This window comes from Gracilibacillus orientalis (assembly GCF_900114645.1).
In the GTDB taxonomy this organism is placed as follows: domain Bacteria; phylum Bacillota; class Bacilli; order Bacillales; family Amphibacillaceae; genus Gracilibacillus; species Gracilibacillus orientalis.
Map to the genome: position 1 here is coordinate 63,993 of NZ_FOTR01000010.1, position 15,447 is coordinate 79,439.

The following is a 15,447-nucleotide window of genomic DNA, read 5'->3' on the forward strand; positions in this document are numbered from 1 at the left end:
TTCACCCTTCTGCTTTCAATTCTAAAACAAGATCACGAAGTTCCGCTGCTCGTTCGAAATCGAGTTCGCGAGCTGCTTGTTTCATTTCATTTTCCATTTTTTCAATTAGTTCCTGCTTTTCTTTCTTCGTCATTTCACTCACTTGTTTTGCGTTACTTTCATATGATTCTTCATCTTCTGCGGCCATCGTAGCACGAATCACATCGCGCACTTCCTTTTTGATCGTCGTTGGTACAATACCATGTTTTTCATTATGAGCCTGTTGTTTTTCACGACGACGATACGTTTCATCAATGGCGGTTTTCATCGAGTCTGTCATTTTGTCGGCATACATAATAACCTTACCATTTTCATTACGTGCTGCACGTCCCGTCGTTTGGATTAGGGCGCGTTGTGAACGTAAGAAGCCTTCTTTATCAGCATCTAAGATCGTAACGAGCGATACTTCGGGAATATCCAACCCTTCACGCAAAAGGTTAATACCGATTAATACATCATATTTTCCTACCCTTAAGTCACGTATGACCTCAATTCTCTCTAGTGTTTTTATTTCAGAGTGTAAGTAGGCAACTTTTAAACCGACTTCTTTTAAATAATCCGTTAAATCTTCTGACATTTTTTTCGTGAGTGTCGTTACTAACACACGCTCATTTCGGTCCACTTTTTTGTTAATTTCGCCGATTAAATCATCTACTTGACCATCAATTGGTCGAACTTCAACTTCTGGGTCTAATAAACCTGTCGGTCGGATAATCTGCTCGGTCATTTTCGGTGTATGTTCTAACTCATATGGACCCGGTGTGGCAGATACATAAATCAGTTGATTCACCTTTTTCTCAAATTCTGAAAATGTTAACGGACGGTTATCTAATGCAGACGGCAAACGAAAACCATGATCGACTAACACCTTTTTCCGTGCCTGGTCTCCATTATACATACCACGAATTTGTGGTAAGGTAACATGAGATTCATCAATGACGATTAAAGAATCTTCCGGAAAATAATCAATTAATGTATATGGGGTCGAACCTGCTTCTCTTAATGTAAGATGACGGGAATAGTTCTCGATTCCGGAGCAAAAACCCATTTCCTCCATCATTTCTAGGTCATAATTGGTCCTCTGTTCCAATCTTTGTGCTTCTAACAATTTATCTTCTTCACGGAACGTTTCCAGTTGTTCATTTAATTCTTTTTTGATATTTTCCATAGCTACTTTTAATTTTTCTTCACGGGTAACGAAGTGTGATGCCGGGAAAATCGCAATATGTTCACGATCACCGATAATTTCACCTGTTAACGCATCTACTTCGCGAATCCGGTCTATTTCATCACCAAAAAATTCAATGCGAATACAGTGCTCTTCCCGTGAAGCTGGAATAATTTCAACTGAATCACCACGAACACGGAATGTACCACGTTGAAAGTCAATATCATTACGAGCATACTGAATATCGACAAGACCTCTTAAAAGTTCATCACGGTCTTTTTCCATTCCTACTCGTAAGGATAACACTTGGCTTCGATATTCTTCCGGTGACCCTAAACCGTAAATACAGGACACACTGGCAACAATTAAGACATCACTACGTTCAAATAATGAAGAAGTTGCCGAGTGTCGCAATTTATCAATTTCGTCATTGACGCTCGCATCTTTCTCAATAAATGTATCTGTCGACGGCACATATGCTTCTGGTTGATAATAATCATAGTAACTGACAAAATATTCGACAGCATTGTTCGGGAAAAATTCTTTAAACTCACTGTAGAGCTGTCCCGCTAACGTCTTATTATGTGCAATCACCAATGTTGGTTTATTGATCTCTGTGACGACATTACTGATGGTGAACGTCTTCCCAGTCCCTGTGGCACCGAGCAAGGTCTGATGACGCTTCTCTTTCTCTATACCTGTTACCAGCTCCTTAATCGCGCGAGGCTGATCCCCTCGTGGCTGATAAGGTGCTTGTAATGAAAAAGTTTGCTCTTCCACTCTGATACCTCCGTTCTCATACTTCTTATAATATTATACACTATATCCCAATAAAAAGCGAACAAATATTCGTTTCGTTTTTTGATTCTCTTTCTTCATTATAACCAAAGGTACCGGGATGATAAAAAGATATGATGTTTTTTGTGGAATTATGGCATGTGAAACAACAGAAATATATGTGGATGCTCTATTTTTTAACCTGATTAAAACAAAAACCACAGCTATTCCTAGCTGTGGTTTTACTATTTATGTCTTTTGATCGTATTGATTTACTTCATATAAATCGATCAGGTCAATTTCTGGGTGTTTATCGGTGAACCATCTCAAAGCGAAATCATTTTTAAACAAAACAAGAAACTCGCCTTCACGGTCTTTGACTAGCAGATTACGTTCATCAAATAATTTAGGATCGACTTGTTCTTTATTAAGCCAACGCGGAATGCGATCTCCAATCGATTCAAGCATTACTTCTACGTTATACTCATTTTGCATACGATACTGGAACACTTCATATTGCAGTTGGCCAACAGCACCGATGATCATCGAATCGGTTGGATAACCGCGAAACAATTGAATGGCGCCTTCCTGTACAAGTTGCTCGATTCCTTTTCTAAACTGCTTTGCCTTCATAACGTTCTTTGCCGTTACACGCTGGAACATTTCTGGCGGGAATTGTGGTAATTCATCATATTCAAACGGCTTCTTTCCTTCGATCAATGTATCGCCAATTCGATAAGAACCGGGATCATAGACACCGATGATATCTCCGGCAAAAGCTTCTTGTACCGTATCTCGAGAGGAAGCGACAAATTGCTGTGTCTGTCCCAAGCGTATGTTTTTACCAGTACGAGCGAGTGTTACATTCATACCGCGTTCAAACCGGCCAGAGCAAACACGTAAAAAAGCAATACGATCACGGTGCTGTGGGTTCATATTTGCTTGAATTTTGAAAATGAATCCAGAAAAATCCGGATAATCAGGACTGATCACTTCTTCTTCCGTTCGACGTGGTCTTGGTGCAGGCGCCATGTCTATGAATGTATCAAAGAAAGTCTGTACACCAAATGGTGCAAGCGCACTTCCGAAAAATACCGGGGTCTGTTCACCATCCCATACACGGTCTATCGAAAATTGATCTCCCGCTTCATCGAGCAATTCTAATTCTTCTACTGTTTCCTGATATGTTGGATGGTTATAAATATCTTCTTCTTTTTCCATGTCAGCCATTGGAATATATGTTTCTTCTTCATTACCATTATAGCGGATAAATTGATCATGGTAACGATCTAAAGTACCCAAGAAACGTTTTCCCATACCAACCGGCCAGTTCATTGGATAAGTTTCGATATTCAGCACATCTTCAATCTGGTCTAATAACTCTAAAGGTTCGCGTGCTTCACGATCTAATTTATTGATAAACGTAAAGATCGGAATCCCTCGCATTTTACATACTTTAAATAGCTTAATCGTTTGGGCTTCAATCCCTTTTGTTGCATCAATAATCATAACTACACTATCGACAGCTGTCAGCGTCCGATAGGTATCTTCACTAAAATCTTCGTGACCAGGTGTGTCGAGAATATTGACTTTATGCCCTTTATAATCAAAATTCATCACACTGGAAGTCACTGAGATTCCACGTTGTTTTTCGATCTCCATCCAGTCCGATGTCGCGAATTTTCCTGACTTCTTCCCTTTTACTGTACCTGCTGAGCGAATTAGTTTTCCAAACAACAATAGCTTTTCTGTCATCGTTGTTTTCCCTGCATCAGGGTGTGAAATAATCGCAAATGTTTTTCTTTTTTTCACTTCTTCTTGTAATCCCATATTGTTACCTACTTTCTGCTTGACGTACCTATTAATCTCTCCTATTTTAACACTTATCAAACAGAGTGAAAATAAAAAACATCAATAAGATGGCATCAAAAACAGAATCTGATATAATATAATGATGGATTCTTTAAATAAGGATGGGATCAATTTGCAACAAATTCAAATGACAGAACAATCGATTCGCCAGTTAACCGGTGAACGTTTCTTTAATAGAGGTTATCAATATTATCAAGCTGGAAAAGTTTACGGACTTTCCTATAATCCGGAATCTAATTCCTGGCGCGGACTTGTAAAGGGCACTAAAATTTATACCGTTCGTATTTATTTTACAGATGACATGAAGGTGGATACGACATGCAACTGCCCTGCTTGTGAAACACATGGTTCCTGTAAGCACATAGCTGCCGTGCTATTAGCCATCACTCAGGGTGCTCAATCCAATCGCAGAAAATTTGCAGTTGACCGGAGTGCCCACCAAGCACCTGCACAAGATACAGATCTGTTCGCTAAACAATTATTACATACATTTCGTAATAAAAAAGAACAGACCGAAACACCGCTAGTAGTTGAGACGGAGTATCTTTTGTCCTTAACTAAGGCAAATAAAAACTCCCAGTACGCCCTTAGTATTGAAGTGAAAATCGGGGATAAAAGACCCTATGTAATTCGGGATATTCGCACGTTCTTAAAAGCATTAAGTAGCGGTGAATCCCATAAAGTAAATCAAAGCTTTACTTTTAATCCAGCTATTCACTACTTTACATCAAAAGACCAAAAAATGATCGAAATGCTATTGACCTGTTATGAGCAGGAGCGTCTATTCGGAAATAGCTATGTTTTGAAGCTGGAACAACCTAGAAGTATTTATGTTCCTCCAAGTTTAGTGGACCAATTGTTAGACCAACTAGTTGATATGGACTATGTATTCCGACTCGGTAACAGTAAAGAATATCAAGTAATTGAAGTGAGCGAAATGGATGATCAGCTACAGTTTCATCTCGATTACCAACAACCAAATAATTATACATTGGAGATGACAGATCTATCTGAATATTACTTTTTAGATAGTTATCGTTATGTGGTACATGAACATCATTTCTACAAAATCACCTATCAACAAAAAGTAATTTTAGACAAATTGTTTCGGGTTGTCCCTTTTCAAAATAAGAAAAAACAGTTGATCTCGCCAAATGAAATGGATGTCTTTGTCAAAAATGTCATGCCGCAATTTGAGCAAGTAGGAAATTTAAATATGACAGATCGAATGGAGAAACAGATTAACACAGCACCATTACAAACGAAAATTTATGTTGACGAAATAGATGGGGCATTAAAAGCTGAAGTGGAATATCAATATGGGGAGTCAGTATTCACCCCTTTCTCTGAACATGGGGCAGGAGAAACCATTGTCAAACGCGAAACCCACAGGGAACAAGAAATGTTGCAGTTGCTTCGTGATGAAGCTTTTATCGAAATGAATCAAACATTTTATTTATTTAATGATGATGCAATTTATTCGTTCATCCATGAAGGCGTCTACCAATTGGAAGAAATTGCGTCTGTCTACTTATCCAGAAGTGTCAAACAAATGCTGGAAGGTATCGATCAGATGACATTACAATCTAATGTGGATTATCGCCCATCTGAAGGTATGTTAGATATTGAATTTGACATGGAGGGTATTTCGGAAGAAAATGTAACAAATATCTTGCAAGCTTTAGTCGAGAAAAAGCGATACTATCGTATACCAAACGGAGCACTTATCCATTTACAATCGGATGATTTTTCTTCCTTTCAAAGGTTGCAAAAGTCATTAGATTTATCCAAAAAACAGATGGAAGATGGCAAAATATCGATTCCGGCTGCTCGCAGTTTCCAGGTCGAAGAAGCATTGAAAAAGACCAGTCATCGCTATAGTGAATCATTCCAACAAATACTGGAGCAACTCAAACATCCGGAACAGTTACAATTTGAATTACCAGATCAATTAGAAGCGGATGTCCGTGACTACCAAGTAACCGGATTTCAATGGATGAAGGCATTATCCCATTACCATTTAGGCGGCATTTTAGCGGATGATATGGGGTTAGGGAAAACATTGCAGACGATCAGTTACATTCTATCTGAAGCAAATGAAAAAACTGATCGTTATCAAGCGCTCGTCATTGCGCCTGCTTCGCTTTTATACAATTGGAAAAAGGAAATCGAAAAATTTTCACCGACATTGAGTGCCGGTGTAATTATCGGACCTAAGCATGAACGGCGAAAATTGCTAGAGCAACATCAAGATACTAATATTTTGATTACATCCTATCCAACATTACGAAAAGACCAGGATCTGTACGAAGATCATTTGTTTGATTGCATTATTCTTGATGAAGCGCAAGTGATTAAAAATCATTTGACCCTAACAGCAAAAGCAGTACGTTCCCTGCAAGCGAAGCAATTTTTTGCACTGAGCGGAACACCAATCGAGAACGCTTTGGATGAATTGTGGTCAATTTTTTATACGATATCACCTGGATTATTTGGCAGTAAAAAGGCATTCAGCAATCTGGATACAGACTATATTTCCCGGATTACCAGACCATTTATTTTACGACGTGTAAAAAAAGAAGTACTGGATGAACTACCGGACAAAATTGAATCAGTTCAATATTCAGAGCTGACAAAAGACCAAAAAGAAGTATATGTTGGGTACCTACAACGAATCCAAAATGAATTAGACGAGACAATTGAAGAAAAAGGATTTAACCGTGGAAAACTGCAAATTTTAGCCGGGCTCACCCGACTACGGCAAATCTGTTGCCATCCAAGTTTATTTTTGGAAAATTACAGTGGGAAATCAGGAAAATTAGAACAGTTGATGGAGTTAACAGGTGAATTAGAAGCGAACGGCAAGCGAACACTAATTTTCTCCCAATTTTCTAGCATGCTCGAGATTATCCGTGATACGTTACAAGCAAATGGTCAGGAAGTGTTTTATTTAGATGGTTCGACTCCTTCTGAAGAACGAATGAAAATGGTCGAAGCATTTAACGAGGGTGAAAAAGGATTTTTCTTAATTTCCCTGAAAGCTGGGGGAACAGGACTTAATTTAACCGGAGCAGACACTGTTATTTTATATGATCTATGGTGGAACCCGGCAGTTGAGGAACAGGCAGCTGGAAGAGCACATCGAATCGGTCAGAAAAAAGTGGTCCAAGTGATTCGCTTTATTACCGAAGGAACAATTGAAGAAAAAATTTATCAGATGCAACAAAAGAAACGCGAATTAGTCGATCAAATCATTCAGCCTGGTGAGACCTTACTATCCAAACTATCTGAAGAAGAAATTCGAGAACTATTGCAATTTAATGAAAAACAAGAGAGCTGATGATCAGCTCTCTTGTTTTTCTATTATTTCTTCTTGTACATAACTATCATTTTCTCTCACAAACAATATACCCAGTTTGTGATGTTCACCTTCATAAAGAGCACGTTGAGCAAAGCGGACTTCGCCGTTTAAATCTTTAACACTTAATTTACAAAAAGCTCTGTTTTGATTAACTGCTTGATAAAAGATATCTTCATTTTCTACTGTTATATCGTTCACTTTAACAATTCTTTCCCCGGGAATTAGACCTAAATCAACAGCTGGCGTACCTGGTAATGTGCCAAGTACTAACAAACCCCTTTCTGCAGGTCGGAAATAAGGAGTACGGCGCTCTTCTGCAGCCCGGTAAACAAGCTGTATCAATTCCTTCCCTAAAAATGCAACAGCAAACGCAACAACGGTTAAAAACGGAATGAAGTAACTACCTACTGCTATTAGTAAAATGACAATGGCTAATAGAGCAACCCTCTTGGATAACCAGCTTGCTGCCTCGCGCGGTAATCGGGACTTAACGATATATTCTAAACCAAATACATATGGTAATATCATTACCCCATACGATTGTCCAGATATTTCTAATAGTGGCCACTCCGCAAAGGGCTCTATCCACCCACCAGGTACTAAAGCAATGAATGGTATAATGGTCAATTTTTTAATTCGATGCTGACCTAAGTATTTACCGCGATTACTTTTAACAAGTTCAGGATATGTATCATCGTGATGTATTCTGGATAAGATCCACGTCTCTGTTAGTAACAGGATGCCAATGATAAAAGGTATATAGAATAAATCTGTTGCATCAAGTAAGTCAAGCCAATTACTTGGTAGATAATCATCCCCATATATATTGAGAAAATACATAATCACAGACGCGATGGCTAACGTGTACCCTGCCGACATCCAACTGAATCGATTACCAATCGCAACGATTAACATAACCAGGCCTAATAATAGAGCAAATGGAATCGAAATGACAAAACCAAACCCAATGGATAAAATCGATAAGATCAACCCTATGATGATCGATATCGACCATGTATGTTTTGTCTCATGAAAATACGGATACACTTTCGTTCCAAAGTGTTGTCGATCCTTTTTAATACGCCAGTAACCACTCAGCAATAGGAGCAGTAAAAATAAATAGATAAACGGCTGCATAAAAACACGTGCAATAACTCCGCTAAATTCCATCAACCAATCCATCCCAAACAACCCCTCCCCAACAAAACATCATTAGCAAAACTTAGCTTTCGCGAAATCATTATAGCGAAAAGCTTAGTTTTACTTTTTCCTTCATCATAAAACATCTAGTTATGTTTTGATAGTAAAAAATATGTATATTATCTTTATTATGATAAAAAAAACAACATTTGGCTACCCATAAATGTAATTTTAGTTAAAATGGAATCTAACGATAGAAACAAACTACGAGATAATTAAAAATCAGGTTTTCTTACTACCGTTCTTCTTCAGGGGAGAGGCTGTGCTCACGGAAAGCGAAACAATGATGACTTTCACCCATAGGCATAAGTGCGACCAAGCGGCAAGACTTCTTTATCGTAGGGCGCTTGGAGCTAGACATCGCCGCTTATACTCCTTCTACCTTAATAATAAAGAAATCGGGATTTTTTCGTTCAGCCTGTAGCTTCCTATGCCATGGTGTTTATGGACTAGCAATCACACAGACAACAAAAACATCGCCATATAATTCTACAAGAACACCCTTGCTTATCTGAGTGCTCTCCTTGTATACTGCCAACATACGAGTATCTAAATCCAGTTCGACTTCGATCATTAAATCTCCACTCAATACGATTAGATTTGTCGTTTATATCAATTTTTGTGACAAATCTTCAGCCTTTCTCTTGAGATTTGTCAGTTATATCTGGTTTTGTGACAAATCTTCAGATTCTCTCCTGAGATTTGTCAGTTATATCAGTTTTAAAAAAACATATATTTCCTCATTCTTAATAGATTTATTGTTATTTGGGTTTATTATATAATAATAGTTATTTTCGTTAACCCTGAATCCACACTGTTGCAAGCATCGATAAAATCCAATACTATTCTGCCAAGTTCATTAAATAAAAGTGAACCTTTCGATATTTATCAAAAAGTAAGGTAACACGTAGCGATCGAGGCGATCAAACCCGATAAATACAAGGAACGACCTACGAACTAACTTCATTTCGTTTGATGCAATAAAGAGCTATTAGTTGTGATACCAATGATTATATGCTTTCTATACTTATTACAAAAGCTCAGGAGCGCCCGCTTAAACAAGAGCGACTGGACGAAAGCAACTAAGATAAAGGAATCACGGTGAGCACGCGAATCGATGATGACTTTCACCTAAAGGCATAAGTGCGACTAAGCCTCTCATTTCACCAATCGGTAAGTCTTCTTTATCGTAGAGCGCTTTCGGGAAGTCGCCTAGTTTTTGGCGCTTAGAGCTAGACATCTCCGTTTATACTTTCTCCACTTGTAAAAAAAGCTGCCATAGGGACTCCTATGGCAGCTTTTCTCTGTGAACAATGGTGGCATTTGTTCTGATTATTGGGTTAGGGTGTCTAAGGCTTTTTCTAATTGTTGGTCGTCTTCACTACTTCGAATTTTTTCGATGATAGAAGTTTGCAGTACTTCTGCTGTTTTTTCATCCACTTCACCAGTTACATTAAGTTCCTGATCTTGCTGGAATGCTTCAACTGCTGCTTGGGTTGTTTCATTAAAATAGCCATCTGTTCGGCCTGGCTCATAACCCAATCCTTCCAACATAATTTGAACATTTTCTATTTTGTCATCACTCTGATTATAAGTTAATGGTTCCTCAACCTGAACTGGATTGGTGTAATAATAATCAGGCATTTTTTGTTCAATGGTTGGTTCTACCCCAACTTCATGAATCGAGTTACCTTCAGGTGTCAACCATCTGAATCGGGTAATTTTAATTGTACTACCATCACCCATCGATACGGTCTGCTGTACTGTTCCTTTTCCAAATGAAGTTTCACCAATAATATCATAATCTAACGATTCGTTTAAGGAAGCAGCCAAGATTTCAGATGCAGAGGCACTACCTTCATTAACCAATGTTACAACTGGATATTCTTTGGGAGACTCAAGATCAGAAAAATATCTTTCTTTCTTTCCTGATGGATCCTCAATTTGAAGATATGGGGTATCCTTAGGAACAAAATTCTTCAAAATATCTTGTACAGAAGGTAACAAGCCACCTGGATTCCCACGCACATCAATTACTAAACCATCAATACCTTTTTCCTCTAAATTTGCTAACTCTTTTTCAAAATCACTAGCAGTATCCTCTGAGAATGAAGTTAATTCAATGATACCTATTAACTTTCCATCCTCTTCTCTTGTATCGGCATAAACCGTTTCTAACGGTATCGCATCTCTTGTTAGTTCTATTTCTAACGAATCATCGACACCAGGTCTTCTGATTTCTAACATTACCTGTGAACCTTTTTCACCACGGATCTTATTAACCGCCTCGTAAAGGTCTAACCCTTCAACACTTTCTCCATCAACGGAAAGAATTTGGTCATTTGGCTTCAAACCTGCTTTTTCAGCTGGAGAATCTTTTATCGGTGCAACAATCGTCACATTTCCCTCTGTCATGGAAACCTCAGCACCTATTCCTTCAAAAGAGGACTCAATCTGTTCATTGAATTGGTCCATTGTTTCCTGATCCATATAAACACTATAAGGGTCTTCAAGAGATTGGAGCATGCCTTGAATGGCACCTTCGATTAATTGGTTATCTTCAACCTCCTTTACATAGTTTTCTTTAATAATAGAAAATGCATCTACTACTTTTGACATTTCACCCATATTTTCTTCTATGGTTTCCTGTTGATCAGCCAGTTCCGCTAATAAATTCCGATCAGAACTAGCTATATTCTCATTAGAGCTTGTTCCACCTGCGAAAAAGTACAAGCCTGCATAAGTACCAACTGCCCCTAAGGCAATCGCTACAAACAAAAATAACACGAGATACCTTTTTCTAATATTCATCATTCCACCCCATTGCCTTAAATAAAAACTTCTTTACTTCTATATTATGAAGGTTTAAAAAAGACATCACAAGTATTTTGTGATGTCTTTCGATTTTCGCTTTTATGGTAAATAATTTAGTGGGTTTACACCATTATGTTGTTTCCACCCACCTATATGTACTTCAAAGTGTAAATGATCTCCAAATGAATGACCTGTATCGCCCATTCCACCTATTTGCTGACCTCGTGAGACCGAATCACCGGATGATACACCTCTACTATTTAAGTGTGCATATACTGTAGTAAGGTCCAGTTCTGGGTGATAAATAAAGATGGTATTTCCATAACTGGAAGATACGTACGATCTAGATACAACACCGTCAGCAACAGCTTTAATCGCTGTGCCTTTACCGTTCGCAATATCAATACCGTAGTGGAAACCACCACCATCAAATGAACGATAACCATAGTTCGAAGTTTTTGTGCCTGCTGCCGGCCATGCTAAACTTCCATTTCCTCCTGCTGAAAGAGAAGGATTATTATTGGATTGAACTCCTGCATCAGATGGACCACCTGAAGAATTATTTGCTTCTTCTTCTTCCTTACGTTGTTCCTCTGCTAATTGTTCGATTTTTTGTTTTGCTTCTTTCTTTGCCTGCTCAATCACAGTTGCTTGCTGCTGAAGTGTTTCTTGTTCTTCAGCTAAACTCATCTTATGCTCGTGTAACTCTTCTTCTTCCGTTTCCAATTGTTCCATCAAATTTTGCCTATCATCCATTTGATCATTTAATGTAACTTGAATCCCATCTAATTCCTGCTTTTGAACTACTAATGTAGCTTTTGTATCTTCTAAATCCTGTTTGTCTTCTTCTAAACCTTCTTGTTTTTCTTCCATGTCTTCTTTATTCTCTTCTACAGCAACCTTGTTTTCTTCCATTTTCTCTTTATCAGCTTGTTGTTCTTCCATGATTTTTTTATCAGAATCCATGATTTTCGTTACCGCAGTAGCACGATTAATAAAATCACCAAAACTTTGTGCACCTAAGATTACTTCCAAGTAACTAGTGTTACCACCGTTCTGTTGAATGGAACGCAATCTGTCTTTTAATAATTCTTCTCTAGAATCAATTTTCTCTTCAAGCTCTTTAATTTCATCTTTTAAAGCTTCAATTTCATCTTTTAATTCCTGTATTTCTTCTTCGGTCTTTGCTATTTCATCTTCCGTTTCGGCTATTTTATTGTTAGTTGCAGCAATATCGCTTTCTTTTGCTTGTAATTTAGCTTGTGTGTCTGCTAAATCACTATTTATAACCTCGATTTCACTTTCTGTCTCTTCTTGTTGTTCCTGATTTTCATCAATTTTTCCCTCAGTCTCATTTACTTCACTTTCTACACCATTAGCTTCTTGATTAATTTGATTTTTTTCCTCTTCTAATTCATCGACTTTTTCATCCAATTCATTCGCCGACTCAGCAAAAACTGATGTCGAAGAGAAAATAATACCCATAATCAATACAGTTAGGATTAAATAACACCGTTTCATAGAATTTCTCCTCTCTATATAGCAATTTACTCGTATTCTATTAAACTTTTAAGAATTTACGGACACTCATTAGGCTACCCCATACCCCAATAGAGGCACCTATACCCACAATAATCAGTGAAATCTGTAGTGCAAACGGGTAGAAGTCCAAGATCTTCACAAAATCAAATTGCTGTAATATCGTCACGTTCTGTGTTAAGAAATAGTAGCCTACTATTATCACTGCAATCGGAAGCAGACTGCCTAATACCCCTAACAACATACCTTCCACAAAAAATGGCCAGCGGATAAAGTTATTCGTTGCACCAACCAATTTCATAATACCAATCTCTTTTTTACGAGCTAGAATCGTAATTTTAATCGTATTGGATATTAAGAAAATGGCGGTAAATACTAATGCTCCTATTAAAACTAACCCTATGTTTCTAGCATATTCGTTGAATTTAAATAGAGTATCTACATATTCTTGACCATAATTCACACGATAAATGAAATCAAACTCTTCAATTTCTGCTGCAATTCTTTCTGTTTCCAGTGGATCTGACGCTTTCACTATAAAGGCATCATTCAGCGGATTTTCTTGTTCATATAAGCCCCATGCTTGTCCTTGCTCACCCATACTGTCAACTAAATTATCAAGCTCTTCTTCTTTCGTCACAAAATTTATACTTTCAATACCACTAATGTCATTAATATTTTCTTCTATTTGATCCAGATCACTCTGCTCTGCAGTTAACTCGACCAATGCTTTGATTTGGACATCCTCTTCCAATTCACTGGCAATATGATTCAGGTTCAGCATTAATACAAGAAATACCCCGACCAAAATTAGCGTGGTCGTTACTGCACCAACAGATGCGATAGTCATCCATCCATTACGCCACGTGTTTCTAGCACCTTCTTTGAAATGTCGCTTTAACGTACTAAACTTCATATCCATACTCTCCTCGATGCTCGTCACGTACAATCATACCGTCTTCCATAGCAATCACACGTTTTTTTATTGCATTCACAATTTCTCTACTGTGCGTTGCCATTAAAATCGTTGTACCACTTGCATTAATTTCTTCTAATATTCGCATAATTTCCCAAGATGTCTCTGGATCCAAGTTTCCGGTGGGCTCGTCCGCAATTAATATGGACGGATGGTTTACCATCGCCCTTGCAATGGCGACACGTTGCTGTTCCCCACCTGATAACTCATCAGGAATAAAGCGTGCTTTATTTTTTAACCCGACTTGTTCTAACACATTCATCACCCGTTTACGAATGCTCTTTGGTGATTCTTCAATTACTTCTAAAGCAAATGCTATATTTTCATATACTGTTAATCTCGGTAACAAACGAAAATCCTGATATACAACACCAATATTTCTTCTAAAGAAAGGTACTTCCTTCCATTTTAACGATGTTATGTCTTTATTATTTACTTCAACGGAACCTCTTGTCGGTATTTCTTCTCGAAATAACAGTTTGGTAAAGGTTGATTTTCCCGCACCACTCTGTCCTACTATGTAAACAAATTCTCCCTGCTCAATTGTTACATTTAATCCGTTAAGGGCAACAACCCCGTTAGGATAAGTCATATATACTTCTTGCATCTCTATCATAAAGCAATCACCTTTTTATCAGATTATATAAAAATTTCTCGAATGATAGCATCAAATTTCGACGCTCTGTTCCTAACCATATACATTATAACATCATTTTCGATATTTTTTACCTTATTTTTTATTACAATTATATTTCAAAATGTTAAAACTACTTACTTCGTTACCTAAGTCTAGGGTTTCATACCAATTAATGGAAACTATCGTTTGAATCCTTCTCCCAACACTTCTGTTGCGTTCATGGCGATAACAAAGGCATTTGGGTCTATGGATTTGACAGCTCGCGTTGTTTTACTGAATTCATTTTGCTGAACAACACACATTAACACTTTTCGATCTTCGTCTGTATACCCACCAAATCCTTTAAAAATAGTAACACCTCGGTCAATATCATTCAACAAAATTCGACGAACTTCTTCAGGTTGATTCGTTATAACCATCACATTCTTGGAGGTATTTAGCCCCACTTGAACAAAATCAATCGTCCGGCTAGTAATAAATAAACCAATTAATGCGTATAAGCCTTCTTCAATCGAGAATACAAATGACGCTGTTAGTACGATTAAACCGTCGAATGCGACTAAACAAATGCCTAATGGTAATTCAGTATACTTGTGTAATATTTGTGCTGCTAAATCCATTCCACCTGTTGAAGCTTTTCCACGAAAGACAATGCCAATTCCGATACCGACTATCATACCACCAAAAATAGCTGCCAGCAGTGGGTCAGCTGTAGCTGGTTGCAAATCTCTCGTTAAAAATACATAAAATGGTAAAATAATCGTACCAACAAGGGACTTTGCCCCGAAATTCTTTCCTAGTATGACAACCCCAGCGATAAATAACGGGATGTTCAATCCCCATTGTACTATGGAAGGTTCCCAATTGAAGACAGCCTTAGTAATCGTACTGACCCCCGCCACACCACCTGAGGCGATATTGTTGGGTAATAAAAATAGGTTAAAGGCTATGGCGACAAAAAAAGCACCTACTAGTACAAAACTATAATCTAATGTTTGGCGTAAGCCATTAGGCATTTGTTTTCTCCGATATTTTGCTAGCATATTTGCATCTCTCCTCATTTG

At 37.9% G+C, this 15,447-nt stretch carries 10 protein-coding genes; 1 reads left to right on the forward strand and 9 read right to left on the reverse strand.

What is annotated here, in order from left to right:
• Position 1: 1 nt before the first annotated feature.
• Positions 2 to 1,987 (reverse strand): excinuclease ABC subunit UvrB, encoded by a 1,986-nt coding sequence (gene uvrB / locus BM121_RS16590; RefSeq protein WP_091484808.1) that lies wholly within the window; start codon positions 1,985 to 1,987, stop codon positions 2 to 4.
• A gap of 246 nt (positions 1,988 to 2,233) precedes the next feature.
• Positions 2,234 to 3,814: a peptide chain release factor 3 gene (locus BM121_RS16595; RefSeq protein ID WP_091484809.1), complete on the reverse strand. Its 1,581-nt coding sequence runs from the start codon at positions 3,812 to 3,814 to the stop codon at positions 2,234 to 2,236.
• 154 nt (positions 3,815 to 3,968) lie between these two features.
• Between BM121_RS16595 and BM121_RS16600 the strand changes: the two genes are divergently transcribed.
• Complete coding sequence (locus tag BM121_RS16600; protein ID WP_091484811.1) at positions 3,969 to 7,196, forward strand: DEAD/DEAH box helicase; 3,228 nt, start codon at positions 3,969 to 3,971, stop codon at positions 7,194 to 7,196.
• A gap of 3 nt (positions 7,197 to 7,199) precedes the next feature.
• Here the strand turns inward: BM121_RS16600 and BM121_RS16605 are convergent, their stop codons facing one another.
• The 7 genes from BM121_RS16605 to BM121_RS16630 all read right to left on the reverse strand — a co-directional run bounded on the left by BM121_RS16605 (position 7,200) and on the right by BM121_RS16630 (position 15,426).
• Entirely contained in the window at positions 7,200 to 8,399 is a 1,200-nt protein-coding gene (locus BM121_RS16605) for a PDZ domain-containing protein (RefSeq protein WP_091484812.1), read from the reverse strand.
• A 1,114-nt stretch (positions 8,400 to 9,513) separates the two neighbouring features.
• A complete protein-coding gene (locus BM121_RS22165) occupies positions 9,514 to 9,657 on the reverse strand; it encodes a hypothetical protein (protein WP_175495470.1) in 144 nt (47 codons plus the stop codon).
• 92 nt (positions 9,658 to 9,749) lie between these two features.
• Positions 9,750 to 11,228 carry a S41 family peptidase gene (locus BM121_RS16610; RefSeq protein WP_091484814.1) on the reverse strand — a complete coding sequence of 493 codons (1,479 nt, stop codon included), beginning with the start codon at positions 11,226 to 11,228 and terminating at the stop codon, positions 9,750 to 9,752.
• 102 nt (positions 11,229 to 11,330) lie between these two features.
• Positions 11,331 to 12,752, reverse strand: coding sequence for a murein hydrolase activator EnvC family protein (locus tag BM121_RS16615; RefSeq protein WP_091484815.1), 1,422 nt, complete (start codon positions 12,750 to 12,752; stop codon positions 11,331 to 11,333).
• Between the two features lie 40 nt (positions 12,753 to 12,792).
• Positions 12,793 to 13,686 (reverse strand): permease-like cell division protein FtsX, encoded by an 894-nt coding sequence (ftsX, locus tag BM121_RS16620; protein ID WP_091484817.1) that lies wholly within the window; start codon positions 13,684 to 13,686, stop codon positions 12,793 to 12,795.
• Entirely contained in the window at positions 13,676 to 14,362 is a 687-nt protein-coding gene (ftsE, locus tag BM121_RS16625; protein ID WP_091484819.1) for a cell division ATP-binding protein FtsE, read from the reverse strand. Before ftsE ends, ftsX begins: the two co-directional genes overlap by 11 nt.
• A 200-nt stretch (positions 14,363 to 14,562) precedes the next feature.
• A complete protein-coding gene (locus BM121_RS16630; protein WP_091484820.1) occupies positions 14,563 to 15,426 on the reverse strand; it encodes a YitT family protein in 864 nt (287 codons plus the stop codon).
• Between the last annotated feature and the right edge of the window lie 21 nt (positions 15,427 to 15,447).

Coding starts and splice junctions, on each gene's coding strand:
- BM121_RS22165 (WP_175495470.1), bottom strand. CDS start 9,657: ATGTCTAGCTCTAAGCGCCAAAAACTAGGCGACTTCCCGAAAGCGCTC.
- BM121_RS16615 (WP_091484815.1), bottom strand. CDS start 12,752: ATGAAACGGTGTTATTTAATCCTAACTGTATTGATTATGGGTATTATT.
- BM121_RS16605 (WP_091484812.1), bottom strand. CDS start 8,399: ATGGATTGGTTGATGGAATTTAGCGGAGTTATTGCACGTGTTTTTATG.
- BM121_RS16610 (WP_091484814.1), bottom strand. CDS start 11,228: ATGAATATTAGAAAAAGGTATCTCGTGTTATTTTTGTTTGTAGCGATT.
- ftsE (WP_091484819.1), bottom strand. CDS start 14,362: ATGATAGAGATGCAAGAAGTATATATGACTTATCCTAACGGGGTTGTT.
- BM121_RS16595 (WP_091484809.1), bottom strand. CDS start 3,814: ATGGGATTACAAGAAGAAGTGAAAAAAAGAAAAACATTTGCGATTATT.
- ftsX (WP_091484817.1), bottom strand. CDS start 13,686: ATGAAGTTTAGTACGTTAAAGCGACATTTCAAAGAAGGTGCTAGAAAC.
- BM121_RS16630 (WP_091484820.1), bottom strand. CDS start 15,426: ATGCTAGCAAAATATCGGAGAAAACAAATGCCTAATGGCTTACGCCAA.